The organism is Mesorhizobium sp. A623 (assembly GCF_054489405.1).
The window spans coordinates 1-19,417 of record NZ_JBTMXB010000034.1 but is presented as its reverse complement, the minus strand read 5'-3'; the positions used below and the strand labels follow the sequence as shown (position 1 = coordinate 19,417).

General features: G+C 58.0%; 17 protein-coding genes and 3 pseudogenes. 7 read left to right on the top strand and 13 right to left on the bottom strand.

What is annotated here, in order from left to right; all coding sequences use genetic code 11:
- Positions 1 to 215: 215 nt before the first annotated feature.
- The 9 genes and pseudogenes from ACX3P1_RS23070 to ACX3P1_RS23030 form a co-directional block, all read right to left on the bottom strand.
- Positions 216 to 1,292, bottom strand: a complete 1,077-nt coding sequence (locus ACX3P1_RS23070) for an ABC transporter ATP-binding protein (RefSeq protein WP_459081922.1) — start codon at positions 1,290 to 1,292, stop codon at positions 216 to 218.
- A 7-nt stretch (positions 1,293 to 1,299) separates the two neighbouring features.
- A complete protein-coding gene (locus tag ACX3P1_RS23065; RefSeq protein WP_459081921.1) occupies positions 1,300 to 2,160 on the bottom strand; it encodes an ABC transporter permease in 861 nt (286 codons plus the stop codon).
- 10 nt (positions 2,161 to 2,170) lie between these two features.
- Positions 2,171 to 2,971 (bottom strand): ABC transporter permease, encoded by an 801-nt coding sequence (locus ACX3P1_RS23060; protein ID WP_459081920.1) that lies wholly within the window; start codon positions 2,969 to 2,971, stop codon positions 2,171 to 2,173.
- A 185-nt stretch (positions 2,972 to 3,156) separates the two neighbouring features.
- Positions 3,157 to 4,179, bottom strand: a complete 1,023-nt coding sequence (locus tag ACX3P1_RS23055; RefSeq protein WP_459081919.1) for an extracellular solute-binding protein — start codon at positions 4,177 to 4,179, stop codon at positions 3,157 to 3,159.
- Positions 4,180 to 4,296: 117 nt separating this feature from the next.
- The gene (locus tag ACX3P1_RS23050) at positions 4,297 to 4,935 is read right to left on the bottom strand and encodes a DUF1989 domain-containing protein (RefSeq protein ID WP_459081918.1); all 639 of its coding nucleotides are present in this window, start codon (positions 4,933 to 4,935) and stop codon (positions 4,297 to 4,299) included.
- A 264-nt stretch (positions 4,936 to 5,199) separates the two neighbouring features.
- On the bottom strand, positions 5,200 to 6,444 hold the full coding sequence (locus ACX3P1_RS23045; RefSeq protein WP_459081917.1) for an alpha-hydroxy acid oxidase: 1,245 nt from the start codon (positions 6,442 to 6,444) through the stop codon (positions 5,200 to 5,202).
- A gap of 596 nt (positions 6,445 to 7,040) precedes the next feature.
- Positions 7,041 to 7,175, bottom strand: coding sequence for a hypothetical protein (locus ACX3P1_RS23040; RefSeq protein WP_459081944.1), 135 nt, complete (start codon positions 7,173 to 7,175; stop codon positions 7,041 to 7,043).
- 12 nt (positions 7,176 to 7,187) lie between these two features.
- Positions 7,188 to 7,964 (bottom strand): annotated as a pseudogene (locus tag ACX3P1_RS23035) (IS256 family transposase); the annotation flags it as partial.
- A gap of 40 nt (positions 7,965 to 8,004) precedes the next feature.
- A complete protein-coding gene (locus ACX3P1_RS23030; RefSeq protein ID WP_459081916.1) occupies positions 8,005 to 8,238 on the bottom strand; it encodes a transposase in 234 nt (77 codons plus the stop codon).
- Positions 8,239 to 8,765: 527 nt separating this feature from the next.
- Between ACX3P1_RS23030 and ACX3P1_RS23025 the strand changes: the two genes are divergently transcribed.
- The 6 genes from ACX3P1_RS23025 (at position 8,766) to ACX3P1_RS23000 (ending at position 15,680) form a co-directional block, all read left to right on the top strand.
- Positions 8,766 to 9,683 carry a LysR family transcriptional regulator gene (locus ACX3P1_RS23025; protein ID WP_459081915.1) on the top strand — a complete coding sequence of 306 codons (918 nt, stop codon included), beginning with the start codon at positions 8,766 to 8,768 and terminating at the stop codon, positions 9,681 to 9,683.
- 83 nt (positions 9,684 to 9,766) lie between these two features.
- A complete protein-coding gene (locus ACX3P1_RS23020) occupies positions 9,767 to 10,261 on the top strand; it encodes a cobalamin B12-binding domain-containing protein (protein ID WP_459081914.1) in 495 nt (164 codons plus the stop codon).
- A gap of 7 nt (positions 10,262 to 10,268) precedes the next feature.
- Positions 10,269 to 11,762, top strand: coding sequence for a class I adenylate-forming enzyme family protein (locus ACX3P1_RS23015; RefSeq protein ID WP_459081913.1), 1,494 nt, complete (start codon positions 10,269 to 10,271; stop codon positions 11,760 to 11,762).
- Positions 11,759 to 12,952: a thiolase family protein gene (locus ACX3P1_RS23010; protein ID WP_459081912.1), complete on the top strand. Its 1,194-nt coding sequence runs from the start codon at positions 11,759 to 11,761 to the stop codon at positions 12,950 to 12,952. The genes ACX3P1_RS23015 and ACX3P1_RS23010 overlap by 4 nt, the downstream gene beginning before the upstream one ends.
- Complete coding sequence (locus ACX3P1_RS23005; RefSeq protein ID WP_459081911.1) at positions 12,949 to 13,986, top strand: ArgK/MeaB family GTPase; 1,038 nt, start codon at positions 12,949 to 12,951, stop codon at positions 13,984 to 13,986. The genes ACX3P1_RS23010 and ACX3P1_RS23005 overlap by 4 nt, the downstream gene beginning before the upstream one ends.
- Positions 13,983 to 15,680: a methylmalonyl-CoA mutase family protein gene (locus ACX3P1_RS23000; protein WP_459081910.1), complete on the top strand. Its 1,698-nt coding sequence runs from the start codon at positions 13,983 to 13,985 to the stop codon at positions 15,678 to 15,680. Before ACX3P1_RS23005 ends, ACX3P1_RS23000 begins: the two co-directional genes overlap by 4 nt.
- Before the next feature lie 105 nt (positions 15,681 to 15,785).
- On the opposite strand, the pseudogene ACX3P1_RS22995 reads toward ACX3P1_RS23000, so the two are convergent.
- The 4 genes and pseudogenes from ACX3P1_RS22995 to ACX3P1_RS22980 all read right to left on the bottom strand — a co-directional run.
- Positions 15,786 to 16,311 (bottom strand): annotated as a pseudogene (locus ACX3P1_RS22995) (IS5 family transposase); the annotation flags it as partial.
- A gap of 260 nt (positions 16,312 to 16,571) precedes the next feature.
- Complete coding sequence (istB, locus tag ACX3P1_RS22990; RefSeq protein WP_459081909.1) at positions 16,572 to 17,327, bottom strand: IS21-like element helper ATPase IstB; 756 nt, start codon at positions 17,325 to 17,327, stop codon at positions 16,572 to 16,574.
- Positions 17,328 to 17,340: 13 nt separating this feature from the next.
- Positions 17,341 to 18,876, bottom strand: a complete 1,536-nt coding sequence (gene istA, locus ACX3P1_RS22985) for an IS21 family transposase (RefSeq protein WP_459081908.1) — start codon at positions 18,874 to 18,876, stop codon at positions 17,341 to 17,343.
- 197 nt (positions 18,877 to 19,073) lie between these two features.
- Complete coding sequence (locus ACX3P1_RS22980) at positions 19,074 to 19,214, bottom strand: hypothetical protein (protein ID WP_459081907.1); 141 nt, start codon at positions 19,212 to 19,214, stop codon at positions 19,074 to 19,076.
- A 27-nt stretch (positions 19,215 to 19,241) separates the two neighbouring features.
- Between ACX3P1_RS22980 and ACX3P1_RS22975 the strand changes: the two are divergent.
- Positions 19,242 to 19,417 (top strand): annotated as a pseudogene (locus ACX3P1_RS22975) (IS701 family transposase); the annotation flags it as partial.

Sequence of the window (19,417 nt, the reverse complement as noted above, 5' to 3'; positions counted from 1 at the left end):
GCATCGCGGTTGCAGAGGCATTACACGTCCAAACGGACATATGCCGTCGCGAAGGCGAACAATTGCCGCCGAATCGGTGCGCTTGTACGTCGAAATACACTGATCGCGCCTCAATTGGGACGTTGATCGAAGCGGCCAACGCCGATTCAGACAAAATGTCAATATCATATATTGGCGCGTGGCAGCTAGCGAGCTAGTGCAACAAGTGCTCGGCTTCACCGCCGAGGGCCTTCTACGCCCGCGTCAGGAATTATCCACACATCGGCTGGATCCCAATCAAGAGAAACAATCGACCCGATATTGATAGAACTCCCTGGATTGGAGACTTGAGCGACAAAGGTGTGGCCGCCCCGCGACGTTAGAAGGTATCGGGCTGCTTCGCCGAAGAAGATGACCTCGTCGACCACGGCCTGTATTTTGCCTTCCTTAGGCCTTTCACGCAGAATGATCTGTTCTGGGCGCAGTATACCGCACACTTGACCGTCATTGGTCGTTGGCGCTCTGCAGGATGCGCGCTCTCCTCCCGTTAGAAGAATACAGGTCTCGCCGTCAACACCTTGAAGGTCACCGTTAAGTATGTTGGCAATGCCAAGAAATTCCGCCACAAACCGATTTGCAGGATAACGATAGATGTTCCCTGGCGTATCGATTTGCTGAACTTGGCCCCCGGCGACGGTAATAACCTGATCGGCCATCGACAAAGCTTCCTCCTGATCATGGGTAACCAGGATCGTGGTGATTCCTAGTGATTTTTGAAGACGGCGAATCTCGAGGCGGACATCTTCGCGGAGCTTTCTGTCGAGCGCTGCGAGTGGCTCGTCAAGAAGGAGAATATCAGGCTTGAACACGATAGCACGAGCCAAAGCAACTCGCTGCTGCTGACCACCGGAAAGCTGCCCGGGGCGTCGATTGACTAACTCACTGAGGCCGACAAGGTTGAGCGCGTCAGCAACCTGGGTTTTAATTTCTACATCGCGCAATCTTCGGATACGCAGCGGGAAAGCAACGTTTTCAAACACCGACAGATGCGGAAATAAGGCGTAGCTTTGGAATACCAATCCCACGTTTCGCTCGGCAGGCGAAACCCAGGTCATATCTCGTCCCCCCACAAAAATGCTTCCGGTGGTGGGAGAACTGATACCCGCGATCAGGCCGAGTATCGTTGATTTTCCAGAACCGCTTGGGCCGACCACGGTCGTCAATTCGCCCGAACTGAATGTCATGGAGATACGATCAAGCGCTCGCACCTTCCCGTAAACCTTGCTCACGTTCTTAACTTCAACTGAACTCATCCCACGTTTACCTCTTCACCTTTGTGGCGGCCTGATCTGAGGCGAAAGCGCTGCCGCCCGTTAGGAATGCGACCAGCGCGACCGAGATGAGGCTAAATAATATTAGTAACGTTGCGATCGCAGTTATCGTTGGATTTATCTGAAGTACTAGCTCATTGAACATGCGTTTCGGCACAGTAACGTGAGTTCCTGCGATAAACAGCGTCACAACAACTTCATCAAAACTCATTACAAATGCAAGAAGCCAGGCAGCGGCGGCGTTCCCGGTCACATTCGGCAACACGACCCGGGTCAAAACTTGAATCTTTGATGCTCCAAGCGTCTGCGCCACCTGTTCGATGCGCTGATCGAAACCCATAATAGCCAAAGACATCAGCAGTACGACATACGGCGTGATCAGTATAATGTGTCCGGCGATTAATCCCCAAAAGCTACCTAAAATGCCTAGGCGTGAAAAGGAAATGTATAGGGCAACGGCAATGACAATAACAGGTAGCGCCAAAGGCGCTATAAATTTCGCCTCAATAATCTTCCTCCAGTGAAACGATCCCCGCGTCAAGCCATAGGCCGCCATCGTGCCGAGTACCAGGGCACCTACACTTGCGCAGAAAGCAACAATGAACGAATTGAGCGCAGCATCCAGCCATAGCTGGTCGTTGAAAAATGAATAATACCAACGTAGCGAAAAACTAGTCGGGGGAAACATCAGTGATTGCCCATCTGAAAACGACATTGGGACAACGATTATGATCGGTAAGCAAAGGAACAAAAGGACAGAGATCGAAAATATCGAAAAGGAAAATGCTTTGATATTCTCCTTGAATACGGGAGTCGTTTCAATCTTGTCACTTCTGACATCGTTTTCCATCTTGGTCCACTTATAGAAAGTTTGATCTAGCCTTGAACCACTGGTAAGCCCCAAACGTTACCATCGTAAAAGCTAAGAGAATTATGGATATGGCAGCCGCCAGCCCCCAATGTGGAAACCTGTTTATCAGAGTATCCAACATGGTTGCGATGACCGGTACGCGCCCCCCACCCAAGATTGCCGGAGTGATGTAAAAGCCCACGCTCAAGATGAAGACGAGGATCGCAGCCGCCGCCAGGGCAGGAAGCATAAGGGGGAAGAACACTCTCCAAAAATATTGACCGCTCGATGCGCCTAATGTCAGGGAAACCTGCTTCAAGCGCGGATCTACCTGAACCATGGTCGCATAAAGCGGTAAGATTAAGAACGGAAGGAGGATGTTGATCATCCCCAATGCCACGCCAAATTCCCCATAAAGTATCTGCACCGGCCGCTCAATCCAGCCAACCTTTTGTAACCACCGATTTACAATCCCTCCGTTCCCGAGAATGACAATCCAGGCATAAGTTCTCACGAGAATGCTAACCCAAAACGATGTTACAACAAAACCGAGCGCGATAATTCGGTTCCGTCTGGATAATCCGGAAATCCAGTACGCGAGCGGAAATCCCAGTAGGGCGCAAGCCACCGATACGTAAATGGCGATCTTGATGGTTCGCGCGACTACTGAAAGATAGAGTGGCGAACTAAAAAATGTGATGTAATTCTCTGTAGATAAACTTGAGCCTTTCGCGCTCATACTCCGCAAAAAGGTCGCAAACAGCGGGAGGTCAAAGAACATAATGCTAAATATCAGAAGAGGCAGCACCATTGCGAACCCCGTTGAGATTCGCGTTCGATAACGCAACCTGGTGCCCCCGAGCGGGCTTTCACTCAACCGCACCGTGGCTACGTGTCGTTCCTTATTGAGGGGCAAGCCGGTCACCAATTCTCGCTGCAATAGAAGGGCCACCTGTGGATCGACATCCACGGATGGCCGATGGCAGACACAATCCCTTATTGCGTAAGTCTAAATTCCTGCCAGCGCTTCTCCACTTCCGCAGCGTTATCAAACCACCACTTTCCATCCGTGGCGAATTGAACCTTGCGATTTTCACTGAAAGTGGGGAATTCTGCAAGGCGATCCTGCGGTAGCAACGCATCGAGTTCTGTACTAGCGCCAGTGTAGCTAATCATTTCTGCTTCGCAAGCTTGAGTCTTAGGGTCTGAGGCTTCATGCAAATACAACCAGGCAGCCTCCTTTATAGCGTCTGACGCACCCTTCGGCACCACCCACCAAGCGGTCTCAAGCATACCGTCCTTGAAACTCGAATTGAATGCAGGGTCGCCGACCACACGTCCAGACCAACTTATGGCATACTGAACCTCATTATCCTGCAACAGCTGCGGCGGTTGTCCACCCGATTGCCACCAGATCACATGGTCTTTGATCCCATTGAGAACATCAAATGCTTTGTCAAGATCGAGTGGAAAGATTGCATCCCGATCCACTCCAGCAGCGATCGCCGCAAAAGGGAGAACGTAGCCGGGGTAGTCTGGCAGTGAGCGCATGCCCGGAAACTTCTCAACATCGAAGAATTCCTCCCAGTTCGCTGGCGCCTTTACATCGGGTCGCCAGACCATGATGGTGGAAAAGTAGCTGATTCCAAAACCATAGGGCTGTTTCGCATCGGCATACATTGGGAATGGCTTAACCTCATTCCAATCGATAGCGTCTAGGAGGCCCATGGCTTTGGCACGCTCGAGCTCCCCAGTCTCCAAGTCGATAATGCCTGCGGTGATATTGCCGGACTCAACCATGCCGGTCAATTTGGCCAACCCTGCAGGGGACTGGACGGTCACTTTGATATTATATTTTTCCTCGAATGGTCGATTTAGGCACTCTTCGACAGCGTCTCCATACGCCCCCCCGGCGTTGACCACCACCAGTTCTTTGGCGGGTTCAGCTATTGCCGACGCTGGCGTAGCTAGTACAGCGAATAATCCGGCAACGATACCTGCTTCACGTCGTTTTATCACTTTCTTCTCCTCCCAGGCTCAAGAACAACTGGCGTCTATTCTATCTTATAATTCCTCGGGCAGCTCTATACAAACGTTAGCTCCGTACGAGAAAAGAATCGCAAACGAAAGATATAGTTAGTGGCCACTGAATACTGTCACTTCTATGGGTGTTAACTTATAATTATTAACTGAATTGTTCGTCTGCGGGCAATTCGAGAAGATAACAAGTACATCCATATTGGCGGTTAGCTCCACTCTCTCACCGGGTTTAGATTGACCTCCAACGATTGGCATCTCTCCATTAGGCCCGACCGGAAGGTACATGAAAATATTAACGTTTGGCACTATGTCACGGGATCCCAAGCCATGCTCAGCAAGAGCTTGTATGAAATTATCTCGGCAGCTTGGGCCATGATCAACGCCATGTCGCACTCTGTTAGTTCCGGCGTTGCAGGATCCGCAAATGGTATCGTGTCGGCCGTACGTATCATCCGTGACCGTCATCAGGACGTTGCCATCGTCGGAATATAATTTCGTTCCTTTAACAACAAATATAGATTCATTTACTTTTATTGTATTAGACGAGCTATACCGATCCGCCGTATTATTGGCGTTATAGCAAATTAGGTCTACTGCTTGGCAGCCATCCACGTCAACAATTCGCAATATCTGGTCAGCTCTCAATGTCCTCGACCAATACCCGCCGGGTGCCACTATCGTTTCTTCAATGACGCCCCTGTTCCCTGCGTCACTATTTTCGATTTGCGAAGTCATCCGTCTCTCCATCCTGGGCGTTATGATCTTTTACTTTAGTGCACGGCCCGCGACGCGATTTCGAGCGTCCACTTCCAGACGGACGAAGCACTATTCTGCACGCGACGGTCCATGGATCCAATCAAGTTTAGTGATGGAAGGCATAACGGGCTAATTGCATGGTGTTCCCCCTCAGGTGTTATTACTCGGCCGTTTGAAGCGCTCGCGCGCGGGGGCGCGGGTGCCATTCCCGCTGAGGTGAGCTTGGCCGATGGTCGTTGGATTTCATGCACGATCAGTTCTCCTGCGGCGGCCGCAAACGAGGGCGCTACTCGCTGATACACACCCTGCACTCGGCGCAAGTTCATCCATGTTAAAAATCGCCGGCGAAATCTGCGAAACACCGGTCAGTCCGCAAAGCTGCATCGTGCGGCGGAGTTCGTCACGGAGAATGGCAAGGACGCGCGTAGCGCCAGCTTCGCCGTCTGCGCAGACGCCATAAATCGTCGGGCGACCAATAATGACCGCCTTCGCGCCAAGAGCGAGCGCCACGACAATGTCCGAGCCGCGCCTAATCCCGCCATCGACCATCACATCGACATCGCCGCCCACCGCCTTTGCTATAGGTGTAAGAGCTTCGAGGGTAGCGTAGCTGGCATCAAGTTGCCGGCCGCCATGGTTGGAAACTACAATCGCGTCGCAGCCCAACCTTGCGGCGCGCTCGGCATCCGAGACGCGCATGATGCCCTTGATGATCAGCTTGCCCGGCCAAATGTCGCGAATGCACCTAAGATCGTCCCAATCGAACGAGGGATCATAGTTCCGTCCGACCGAAGAGGCGAGCTCCCTCATATCGGACTTTGCGGCGTTGAGCCCAATCAGATTGGGCATGATCGGTACGCCCCGAACCAGCATAGGCAACGACCACCCGGGATGCAGCGCGAAGTCGGTCAGATTACTCGGCGTAAACCGAAACGGAACTGAAAAATCGTTGCGAAGATCGCGCTCGCGCTTGCCGCCGACCGGGAGGTCGACGGTAATCATAAGGGCTTCATATTTCGCAGCTTCGGCCCTCGCGATGAGCTTCCTGGTAAAGTCGCGGTTCTTTAAAATGTAGGCCTGAAACCACCGCCGCCCTTCGGGAGTGGCCTCATGGATCTCCTCGATCGAGGCGGTAGCCGAAGTCGACAGGCTGTAGGGAATCCCCGCTTGGGCGGCGGCGCGGGCAATCGCGACATCTGCTTTATGCCAACCAAAGCCCGCAGCGCCAGTCGGACCGACAATAATGGGCATAGCCGAAGGTTCGCCAAGGACTTTCGTTTCCAATAATACTCCAGACACGTCGCGCAAGACATGTGGCACGAGGGCATACTTTGCATACGCCGAACGATTGGCAGCAAGCGCACGCTCATCTTCGGCGCCGCCATCGAAGAAATCGAATATCGCGCGAGGCAACCTCGATCGAGCCATCCGCCTTAGATCCTCAATAGAATGGGCACTGCTGCTGCGCCGAATTGTGAAAAAACCCATGTCGTCGCTTCTGTACTAAGGTAAAATTACTGCAGAGATTGTGATTGCACACGCTCAATATGCCTACGCGCTCAAACGGAACTCAATAAGCACCCCACATCGGGACATGCGCGTCATGCGTCCGACAACCAAATTTCACCGACATCATGCATCACCCTGCTACAGCCTACTCGTGTGACCATGGTAGACATGTTATCGATAACAAATCCACCGTTATTTTTGGCGAACCTCAATGGATGCCGATCAGCGCCGACGCATCGAAGCGGAATGCACGCGACTGACGACAGCCTTCGCGGTACATTTGGACAATCACCGTTACAGGGACGTAGCAGACCTGTTTACTTCGGACACGCTCTGTAATCCCTTGGCGTTCCCACAAGGGCGGGATCGTCAATCAGTTGGTGCGGTTCATCAATTCCGAGATGGCCGAGGGTGAATGCGTCCTTGTGCATTGCGCTCTCGAATATCCGTTCTCTGAGGAAATACCCGCGCCCCTGCCCCCGGAAGGCCGGACTGAGGATTGACAAGATCGTGTCCCGTGGCGTGGTGTAGCTGACGGCATTGGTCGCCGTGCTTTTCGGCATGAGCCGAGTTGATCAGCGCGCCACTGCTGGCAGGCTGATGAGGGGATCATCGCTCATCTGGCCGATGGTTTCCAGCGTCATGTATCTGGCGCGCTGGACGGCCCATTCATCGTTCTGCTCGAGGAGCAAAGCGCCGACCAGACGCACGATGGCATCGTCGTTCGGAAAGATGCCGACGACCTCGGTGCGCCGCTTGATTTCGCCATTGAGCCGTTCGATCGGAATTGTCGAATGCAGCTTGGCACGGTTCTCCTTTGGGGAAGGTCATATAGGCCAGCACATTATGTTCAGCATCGTCCATGATTGTCGCCAGCTCGGCACCCTGGGCCGGATCTGGTCGGCGACAGAGCGCCATTGCAGGCTCGCGGCCTCGGGTGTCTCCTGAGCAAACGCGGTGGCGATGAAGGCCGAGACGACACGCCGCCCGCTCTTGCCGGCGTGGGCGAGAACGTTCCGCATGAAGTGGACGCGGCAGCGCTGCCAGGTTGCGCACAGCACCTTGGTGACGGCGGCCTTGATGCCTTCATGGGCATCGGAGACGTCGAGCGTGACCCCGCGCAGGCCGCGCCGGGTGAGCTTGCGTAGAAACTCGATCCAGATCGGTTCGGCCTCCGATGTGCCGATCTCCATGCCCAGCACCTCGCGCCTTCCGTCCGCGTTGACACCGACGGCAATGATGACGGCGACCGACACCATGCGCCCGCCGCGGCGCACCTTCAGGTAGGTCGCGTCGATCCACAGATATGGCCATTCGCCCTCGATTGGACGATCGAGGAAGGCCTTCACCTTACCGTCGATCTCCTCGCACAGCCGGCTGACCAGGCTCTTGGAGGTGCCGCTCATTCCCATCGCCTCGACCAGATCATCGACCGAACGGGTCGAGATGCCCTGGATGTAGGCCTCCTGGATGACGGCGGTGAGCGCCTTCTCGGCCATGCGGCGCGGTTCGAGGAAACCTGGAAGTAGCTCCCCTTCCTCAGCTTCGGGATGCGCAACTCAACAGTCCGGCTCGAGTCTCCCAGTCGCGGTCGCGATACCCGTTGCGCTGGGCAAGCCGAAGCGGTGACTTCTCACCATAGGTAGCGCCGGTAGCAGCCCCGACCTCTAGCTCCATCAGCCGCTCGGCGGCGAAGCCGATCATCTCGCGCAGCAGATCCGCATCGGGTGTCTTCTCTACGAGCGTGCGCAGGTTCATCATGTCGTCGGTCATCGGTGGTCCTTCCGAAACGAGTTGGTGTCAACAACCAGACCCTACCGGAAAAGCGCCGATGACCACCGACACGCCGCTCACTCGCTATCGCGCTATAAAGGGCGCGCCCGCGAGCGGCCTGTAGCTGCCGAGCTACACCACTTGGTGGGACATGACCATTGACAAGCTCCCAAGGGTGACCGTGACAGAAACCGAAAGCGCCAACAACATTCGGCTGATCGTTATCACTTCAGGTACTCGAGTTCGGCCTGCACCTCCTCCGCCGGGGGCAGTATTTAAACGCCCAAAGCGATTGCGGGAAGAAGAGTAGCGTGCGGGCAAGTCGGCGCACGCGCGCCAGACCATAATCTGGCACCCAGTTCGAGAAGCTGGACGCATTCCGGATCTATTCTGGGCATGACCAGCCTGGTTATTCCGAGATCGCTAGGCCGACCGCGGCGCGCGCCCTCTTGTCCTGACAGTCGGGACGACGCTATGCTATGACGAGTGGATGGAGACTAAGCCCCTCGCTTTGACACGGTACTAGCATGCTAATTTCGCTCAATCTGCGGCAGATACGATACTTCATCGCACTTTTCGAGGAAGAGAGCGTAACCCGCGCCGCCGAAAGGCTGCACGTCGTGCAGCCGGCGATAAGCATGCAGATCCGCAAGCTCGAAGCGGAGTATGGGCTGGTTCTCTTTGATCGAACCAGTCAGGGGGTGCTGCCAAATAACACGGCGAGCGAGTTCTACAGGATCTGCACCCGCATCATGAGCGATGTGGAAGTCGCCCATAACTTCCTGATTGGAGCCAAAGGGCGAGTGTTCGGGGATATAGCTGTAGGAACCCCGCCGTCGCTTTCACTCGGCGTCATGGCGCGCATCGTCAATCGACATTGCGAAATGTTTCCGCAGGTTAAGCTTCGCATCGTCGAAGGCTATAGTTCGAATATCATAGACTGGCTGGAAAGCGGCGAAATCGATTTCGGAATTCTGACTGACGAATTCGCGGAAACGAGGTTTTCGTATATTCCGCTCATCGAGGAGGAACTGCTGGCCGTGGCCGGCAACGATCACTTTGCGAACATGGAGGGACCGATGACAGGTCACCAATTCGCAACGCTCGACCTCATCCTACCTTCCGCACCGAATCTGTTGCGCCGGCTTATCAACCGGAGTTTCTCGGAAGTAGGCATCGAACTGACGCCCAGGCTGGAGATCGATTCGCTGACCACCGTGCTGGAACTGCTGCGTGGCGGATGCTATGTCACGATGCTTCCCGGCAACTCGATCATCGACGTGCTTAGCCGGTTCGATCTGCGGGCCGTGAGGGTGCATGAGCCAGTCACGAAGAGAATGCTTGTCGCCGCACATAATTCGCAAAAGCTTCTGTCGCGCGCAACCGAGACGTTTATCGATCTTCTACGCGAGGAACTGACGCAACCTCAGGCTTCCGCCAACTGACTCTGCAATAGCTTCGGCTCCGCCCTCTTCATCTGGACTGATCATCACTATCATTAAATAGTTGTTCCGGGCAGTCGGCGCTCATGCGATGGTGGCCGGAATTTGAACTGGGATCAGCAGTGACACGAATGCCGACACTACCGTCGTACGACAATACTACCCGTAAACGCGTGCTCATCGCGAAGGTCGGGCTCGACGGTCACGATGTCGGAGCGCGCGTCATCGCGCGTGGCCTGCTCGAGGCCGGAATGGAAGTCATCTACACAGGCATTCGGCGCACGCCGGCCGACGTCGCGCGCGCCGCGATCGAGGAAGATGTTTCCGTACTCGGCGTCAGCATCCTTTCCGGGGCGCATCTAACACTGCTGCCGGCCATCCGCCACCTGCTGAACGAGGCCGGAGCCACCAACATCCGCCTGATCGCCGGCGGCGTAATACCCCAGGAAGATATTGCCGAGCTCTGCCAAAATGGCGTCGATCGCGTGTTTTTGTCAGGCACGGCAGTGGATGAAATCGTCGACTATGTACGATCGATAGGCCGCGTCGAAAGCGAAGGCAACGATAATGTTCTGGCCTGATTCTCCGTTGCGCGCTGCCGCCTTCCGCTTTGCACAAAAGACCGCGCTCGTGGATGGCGAGCGCTCGTGGACGTTTGCGGAACTGGATGATATCGTCGACCAAATTGCAGGCGGGCTCGCCGCCGCGTTGCCGGTCGGCGCACGCTGCGCCCTGCTGATGACGAACCGTGCGGAATACGTGATGGCGCAACTTGCGCTCGAACGTGCCGCGCTCGTCCGCGTGCCGATAAATCCACGTTCCACAGCAAGGGAGATCGAACAGCTCATCGAAGACTGCGAGCCGGGCATGCTGATCTGCGACAAGCACACGGTTTTCCTCGCCGATGCTGCCCTCGTCGGTTGTCTGCAGGAGCCCAAAAGGATCGTCATCGGCGATGCTGAATGGTCTGAACTGAAGCGCTCTCAACCAATCCAAAGCGATCGCTGTAATGGCAATCTCGATCTGATCTGTTCGATAAACTACACCTCGGGAAGTTCGGGCGATCCCAAGGGAGTCGTATTAACCTTCCGCAACTGGCGATCTGTCTACAAGAACATGCTCATTGATCGTCACATCGCCGCCACGGACGTCGTCGCCTATATCGGCCCACTAACCCACGCGGCAGGAACCTATCTCACCCCCTGCCTGTTACGCGGAGCCGTCAACGTCATCGTGCCGAGCGGCCGTATCGAAGGCCTGTTCGCTGAGATTGAACGCTGGGGCGTTACCGGCTTTACTTGTGTCCCGACTGTGCTGACCCGGATCGTCAACCATTCCGACCGACCGGCACACGACCTGTCCAGTCTCAGATGGATAGGTTATGGTGCCGAACCCGTGCCGCAAAATACATTGGCGCGCGCCATTCAATTGTTCGGTCCGATCCTCACTCAGAACTTTGGACTCACCGAAGCGATGATGACCTGCGCCATTCTGGGACCGGACGATCATATCCTGCCCGATGGAACTATCCGCAGCGGCTGCATCGGCCGCGCTTACACGTTCGTCGACATCGTACTGCGCGCTCCCGATGGCTCGTCCGTTGCGCCAGGGGAGATCGGAGAAATAACTATACGGGCCGAACATGTGATGCGCGAATACTGGCGCAAACCGGCCGAAACAGCTGCCGCGCTTCGCGACGGCTGGTTGTGGACCGGCGATCTGGCAAGGCTCGATGCAGACGGCTTCTTCTATCTGTGCGGGCGTTCGAAGGACATGATCATCAGCGGCGGCTTCAATATCTATCCACAGGAGGTCGAACGTTTCATCAGCAACTGTCCAGACGTCGAGGAATGCGCCGTCATCGGCATCGCCGATCCTGACTTCGGCGAAGCGACGGTGGCTTTCGTCGCGGGGCGGTCCGGCGTCAGCCTGAGCGAAAAAGCGCTTTACGCCTATTGCAAGCCTGAACTCGGCATCAAGACTCCACGGACCTGGCGGTTCATGGAGGCTCTGCCGAAGACCCCGAACGGCAAGATTGACAAGGCGGGTCTCAGAGCCCGCTTGAAGAAAGCGCCGGCATGACTACGGGAATCGTCATATCCGCGGTCTGCCGTACACCCTTCGGGCGGTTTCAAGGTGCACTCAAGGATCTGTCCACGGTAGAACTCGGTATCTATGCCCTTGACGGACTGCTAAACCGCGCCGGCTTGCCGGAGGGCGCGGTCGACGCGGCCTATGTCGGCGTTGGAATGATGGCTGGGGGGATGTTGACACCCGCGCGTCGGATCGTCCTCGGTTCGCGACTTCCTGACTCGACCCCATCTTTAACCGTCGATCGCGCATGTTGCTCAGGACTAACCGCCATCGGTCTGGGCTTCAGGGAAATCGCCGCAGGCGAAGCAAGCGTGATGATATGCGGCGGCGCGGAAAGCCTCAGCAACACACCCCGTCTGATGCCGCGCGTATCTCCCCATCGGCCACAGGATATGGAGCTTGCAGACCCGCTGACTCTGCGCGCTCCGTTTGGCGATACCTCGATTTCAACCTACTCGGGAGAGGAAGCGCTCGCCAACGGCGTTGACCGGCAACAGCAGGATGAATGGGCTCTCGCCAGCCATGAGCGCTATTTCGCCGCCGAACGTGCGGGCGCATTCGCATTCGAGCGCATCAGCGTTGAAATCACGCGGCCGAAATGCGCCGTCACTCTGGCCGCGGACGAATCTCCGCGCGCCGGAACGTCTCTGGAAGCGCTGGGCAAGCTGCGGCCGGTCTATTCCAGCCCAACGATCACGGCCGGAAACGCACCAGGGCTTAGCGACGGTGCGGCCTTCCTGCTGCTCGCCTCTGAAGCGGCGGCGGAAGCACGGGAGCTTTCAACGCTGGCGCGCGTGATCGGCTACACGCAGGTTGCAGGGGGGCGGACTTCCGGCACCTCGACGCCCGCGGTGGCGATCGGCAAACTCCTGGATCGAAATGGCTTGGAGCCGGAAGACCTTGCCGCAATAGAGATCAACGAGGCTTATGCGGCGACACCGCTTGTCAGCATCCTCAAACTCGCCGCTGGCAATATAGAGCGGGGCAATCGCTTGCGTGCGGTGACCAACATGCATGGCGGGGCCGTTGCAATCGGCCATCCGCTCGGTGCAAGCGGCGCACGTATCGTCATGTCGCTCATCAACGTGCTTAGTCGACGGGGCGGCGGTATCGGCGCGGCGGCTATCTGTGGCGGCTACGGACAGGGAGATGCCCTCCTCGTCGAGGTGGCGCCGTGATTTCGTCAGCCGAGCGACGCCAACTGGGACGGATCCTGAGTGCTGTTCAGAATGATTCCGATGGCGAGGGTGGGGTTGCCGCGCCGTTCTACGGCGAAACCGATGCCAAGACGACGATCGTTGCGCTAACCGGCCCGCCCGGCGCGGGCAAATCAACGTTACTCGATCGAATGGCCGTTCACTGGGCGGACCGCGGAGAACGTGTCGCAGCGCTTGCCATCGACCCATCCAGCCCTTTTTCCGGCGGCGCCATGCTGGGTGATCGCATACGCGCCAATGCTGCCACTAGTCATGCAGGCGTCTATATGCGCAGTATGTCTGCTCGCAATTCCCTCGACCGCCTGATAACCAGCGTGGTCGACAGTTGCGCCGTTTTTGCCCATTTCGGATTTACCAGGATTCTGCTCGAGACGGTCGGAGCCGGGCAAATGAGCCTCGAGGCGCTTGATCTCGCCGATTGCATCGTCGGCGTCAGCGTACCAGGACTTGGCGATGCGGTTCAGTTGAGCAAGGCTGGATTGCTCGAGATAGCCGACATTCACGTTGTCAATAAAAGCGACCTCGATGGCGCAGACAGACTGCGGGCCGGCCTGGAGGCCATGTTGGAAATCGCCTATCCGGCGCCCGGCCATCCTTTCAACAATGCGCGCCGCGCTCAACCCGGCGTTCAGGCGTTGTTCGCGCGCCACGGCGATCCCGAGCGGGAGAACAACTGGCACCCCCTCGTCCTCGCTGTCAGCGCGACGGACCGCGCCGGCATCGACTGTCTATGCGCGGCTTCGGAGGAATTTCTCGATTGGGAAACAGCGACTGGCCGCCTGCAACGCCGGCGTCATGCCCGATTGCGCAACGCCCTATCGATTCGGATCAAGGACAGGATTCTTCGCAGCTTTGAACTCCGGGGGGGGGCGATGCTCGACCAGGCCGCAATCGACATCGCATCGGGACGGCTGGACATGCGAACGGCCGTCAGGACGCTCGCCGCGCAACCGCATTCAGTCAAGGCACTTGGCCCGGAGGAAATCGCCCCATGACCGCGAACATGAACATCTTGCCCGCAGGCGCGGAGAATTCCGATGCCCATCGCCAATGGCTGGAGACAAAGTACCGGCAGGCGATCGAAGACAACCCCGAAATCCGCAAATTCACGCTGGATATCGGCCTCAAGGTCGAGCCGCTATACAGCCCACATTCGCTGGCGGAAGTCGGCTTCGACTATGACCGCGATCTTGGCTTTCCGGGACAATTTCCCTTCACTCGCGGCGATCGCGCGGCCATGTATCGGAACGAGCCATTCGTGGTCTCCGCCTACACCGGCTTTGGCGATGCAATCACCTCCAATGAACGTTTCCGCAAACTGCTCTGTCTCGGCGTTGAACAAATCCTTGTCGCGTTGGACCTGCCGACGCAGTGCGGCTACGATTCCGACGACCTGATGGCGGCAGGCGAGGTTGGCCGGGTTGGCGTTGCCATAGATAGCCTTGCGGATATGGAACGCATGTTCGAAGGGATCGCCCTGGACGGGGTCAAGCGCGTTGGCACGCTTGGCAACTCGATTGGCCCGATCATGCTCGCCCTATTCGTGGCGTTATGCGAAAAGCAGGGCGTGGCGTTGTCCGATTGCGTCATTAACCTCCAGAACGACGTCCTCAAGGAGTATCTGGCGCGTGGAACGCAGATCCTGAAGCCGGAGCCGGCGACACGGCTGGTCGCGGATTGCGTCGCGTGGTGCGCCGACCAGGAACTCGACTGGTCGCCCCTTACCGTATGCTACAATCACCTCAACGCTGGCGGCGCGGGGTCGAGCTGGGCGGCCGCGATCGCACTGGGCCACGCTGTGCAATATTTCGACGATCTAGTTGGCCGCGGCTACGATATTGACGTTGTGGCTCCGCTCGTCCACATGTTCCCGGACGAAAGGCACGATTTCTTTTCCTCGGTCAGTAATTTGCGCGCGTTGCGCAAAGTCTGGGCGAGCTTGCTGCGCGACCGCTACGGCGCGAAATCGGACGCCGCGCTCGGCCTGCAGACAACCGTTTACGGTCACGGGATGGAGACCTTGCAGGAGCCGCTTAATAACGTCGTGAGAATAGGCTATGGAACCCTTGCCTATATGATGGGCGGCGCGAGTTACGTTTATCTCGCGTCCTACGACGAGTCGGTTGGCACACCAACGGAAGAAACCGTTCGCCTTGCGGTCAGAACGCAGCAGATCCTCATTCACGAGCATGGGTTCGGAGATACGATCGATCCGCTTGGCGGCTCCTATTATATCGAGACCCTAACCAGGAAGATCGAGGAGCAGATCAGCAGCGGCCTCGCCAGGCTGCTGGATATGGGCGGAGCCCTGGAGATCATCAAATCTGGCTTTGCGCGCAGCCTGATGACCGAGGGCGTCGTGCGCCGCCAGCGCGCGATAGACAGCAAGGAGCGCCCCTGGGTGACCGTGAATGTCCAGCGCGCCGAGCCCAATGTCGCCAACACGGCATTGAAGATCGATCCCGCCATCGAAAAACGGCAGGTGGAAAAAACGCGCAAACTGCGTGCCGAGCGGAATGCAGCGGATGTAACTCGCACGCTGGCACGCGTGCGGGCAGCCTGTCGGAGCGGAGAGAACATGGTTTTGCCGGTTCTGGACGCCGTAAAGGCCTATGCGACGGTAGGTGAAGTCTGCCAGGTCTGGCGTGAGGAATTTGGCGTCTTTGAACCATCGACATCTCTCGTCTAGGTGTTTGATCCCGGGCTTTGATGGTGCATTGTTTCCATGGAATGGAAGGAGGCACTATGGGACAAATTCTACACGGCAGCGCCACGACGACAGAGGCGATCCGTCGAGCAATACGGGCGCGCCGTCGCGATCCCGAACGTCGGCGCCATGAATGACGAGACCAACCAGCAGGCCGAGCGTGTCGACGACGATGTGACGCTTGCGGCCCATGACCTTTTTGCGCGCGTCAAACCCGCGTATTCCGCCGCTTCGGTGGTCTTGGCTTGGCCGACTGGCTGTCGATGACGCCGGCGGTAGGACTGGCTTCCCGGCCATCGCGTTCGCGCGCGGCCATCACCAGTTCATTGTTGATCGTGCGCAGCGGGCCCTCGTCACGCCAGCGGTAGAAGTATTTCTACACCGTCGAGAACGGCGCAAAGTCCTTCGGCAAAAGCCGCCACGCACCGTCCGAGGACGCCATATACAGGAGCGCGTTCACCACCTCGCGCAGGTCCGTCTTGCGCGGACGCCCGATGCGGCTCGGCGATGGCGTCAGCGGCTCGATCAGCGCCCACTCCTCATCGGTCAAATCGCTTGCGTAGCGCGGGCAGCGCCGCTCATAGCGCGGACGAGTGGTTTCGGTCCAGGCCATCGTGGTGAGCGCGACTTCGCTGACCAATTCCTGGAAGCCGTCGCGGGCCACGGCGCTGGATCCCGATTTGCCCAGGTCGCAGTCGATGACGTGGATGCGTTCGGCCGGCTGCGGATTCCAACGAAGCCGGCCATGCATTCCGAACTGATGCCGGCCACCTATTCCAATTTCATTCCGGCCACCGTTCCGATTTGAAGCCGGCCACTTTCGGGATCTGAACCTGGGTCGTTTTGGATGTTTGGTTCGAGTTTAGTTGAAGGTCAAGCAGGCGATATTTCCGGCGACGACATGGCTCGTTGTTTTCGCATGCTCTCCCCGGTCAGTTCGATGCGATAGGCGTTGTGGACGAGGCGGTCGAGGATGGCGTCGGCGATGGTGGGATTGCCGATGATCTCATACCAGCGATCAACGGGAACCTGGCTGGTGACGATGATGGATCGCCGCTCGTAACGGTCTTCGACGATCTCGAGGAGATCGCGCCGCTGATCGTCGTTCAGCTTCTCCGGGCCCCAGTCGTCCAAAATGAGAAGGTCGGTTTTTGCCAGCGCCTTCAAGACTCTGGCGTATCGGCCGTCCCCCCTTGCCAGACCGAGGGCGGCAAAGAGCCGTGGCGCTCGATGATAGGCAACGGAGAAGTCCTCCCGGCAGGCCTTCTGTCCAAGCGCGCAGGCAAGCCAGCTTTTGCCGACGCCGGCGGGGCCGGTCAACAGCAGGCCATGCCGCTGGCGGGTCCAGTCACAACCGGCCAGCTTGAGAAAGACCCCGCGGTCGAGCCCACGGGCGACACGGAAGTCGGTGTCTTCGACCTGTGCGTCGTGCCGTAATCTTGCCGCGCGGGCGCGTGCCTCAAAGCGCTTCTGGCGCCGCAGCGTCGTCTCGCGTTCGAGCAGAATGGCGAGCCATTCGCCATGTTCGAGGGCTCGGGCTTCGGGTTGCGCATCGAGGTCCTGGAAGCCTTTGGCCATGCCATGAAGGCCGAGTTCGCTAAGCATGTCGAGGGTGGGATGGGTCAGCATGATCGATATCTCCTCAATGGAAGTAGCCGGGACCGCGCAGATTGGCATGGTCCATGACGGCGGCGGGTTCGGTGGCGGGTCTGGCGGCTTTGTGATTGGCCATGATCGATGCGATGCTCTTGCAGGTCAGCCCGCCCATCTCGATGGCGCGGGCGGATACGGCCTCGACGCGTTCACGTTCGATGTCGCGAAACAGGCGCAGAACACCCAGGCATGTTCTGAAGCCCTGCTCGGGATGCGGGCGGCTGGCCAGGATGGCGACGATCAGCCCCTCGGTCTGTGGTCCGACCGAAGCGGCCCAGCGACGGAAGCGATCCGGTGTCCATTCGGCGTATCGCCGGTGAGAGCTGGGCATATGGTCGGGGTCGGTCCCATAGCGTCGTCCACCATATCGGCGCTGATGAGCCGCGATCCGCTTGCCGCGGTGGAATATCTCGATCGTCCGGGTCGTCGCCCTGAGATCGACCTGCTGGCGGATGAGGCCGTGCGGCACCGAATAGAAGAAGCTGCTGAACTCGACGTGGTAGTCGGTAGCGACACGAGTGAAGCGCCATTCGGCGAACTCGTAATCCTCAGCCGGCAGGCTGGCGAGCGCGGGACCTTCGATAGTCTGGAAAAGATGGCGGCGGCTGACGCCAAGACGGCGCATGACATGATTGTTGATGCGCTCGAGTGCTTGCGCGATCGAGACGTTGGCCTCGGCAAGCGAGAAGAAGGTCTGCCGCCGCATCCGGCCAAGAATACAGGTCTGGGCGAAACGGACCCCGTTCTCTACCTTCGCCTTGTCCTTCGGGCGTCTCGGCCGTGCCGGCAGGACGCCGACGCCATAATGCGACGCCATCATGCCATAGCTGCGGTTGATCTCCGGATCGTAGAAAGAGGCCCGGTTGACGCCGGACTTCAGATTGTCGGGCACGATCAGGCGGGGAACGCCCTCGAAGGAACGGAACATCCGCACATGGGCGCCAATCCAATCCGGCAGGGTCTGCGTCCACGTGGCTTCCGCGTAGGTGAAGTTGGAGGCCCCGAGAACGGCGACGAAGATCTCCGCCTCGCGGATCTCGCCGGTATGGGGATCGACGATGGCGATCTTCTTGCCCGAATAATCCACGAAGACCTTGTCGCCGGCGACGTGATCCTGCCGCATCGTCGGTGAAAGCCGCCGTTCGAACCCGCGAAACAGATCGCAGAAGCGGCTGTAACCGTACCCGCCGGGATGAACGGCGCGATATTCCTCCCACAAAATGAGAAGCGTGACGCCCGGCTTCTTGAGCTCGACGACAAGGTCAGCCCAGTTCGGCTCGGGGCGGCGCCGCAGGCCCTGTTTGACCCCGGCCCGCGCGAACAGCTTGCCCTCGAGGGCGTCGTCGGTCAGTTCGCCCGGCAGCGGCCAGGTCAAGCCCGCCGCTGTCGCTCGCTTCAGATTGTCCTGAACGGTGCTGCGCGCCACCCCCAGCGTCCGCGCGATGTCCCGGGCGCTGGTCCCGTCCCCGTCAAGCCGGAGCATTTGTCGCAATTGTCTCATGGTCAGCTTCCTCTTTGCCGGCATCACGCTTTCCTTGTTCGATACAAGAAGCGTCATGCCGCAGTTGCTGACCCAGGTGTGCTCTTCAGTCCCTCGAAAGTGGCCGGTAATTGATCGGAATCCTGGCCGGCTTCATTCCGGAATGGTGGCCGGCTTCAAATCGGAATACCCGGCCGGTTTGAATCGGAATCCGCACGGCCGGCCTCATCCAGATCGTCGCGCTATAGTCCAAGGCGAAGGCCGAGAACGGGGTTCGCTTTGCCCAGACCTGCATTCTGGGTCGGCTGCGGCGGCAGACCTTCTTCTCGCTGGCCGACGCCAATGCCGCGATCGCCCAGGCGCTCGATCGTATAAACGATCATGTCATGCGCCGCCTTGGCGTCAGCCGCCGCCAGGGCCTCTTGCAGCTCTGCCGCTGGTTGCCTGGACGCGATCTGATCTTCGTCGGCGACAGCAGTTTTGCTGTTCACGCATTGGCGGCGGCACTGCCCGACCGGGCCACCCTCATCACACGCCTGCGCCTTGATGCCAGTCTCTTCGCTCCGCCAGATCAGCGACACGAACA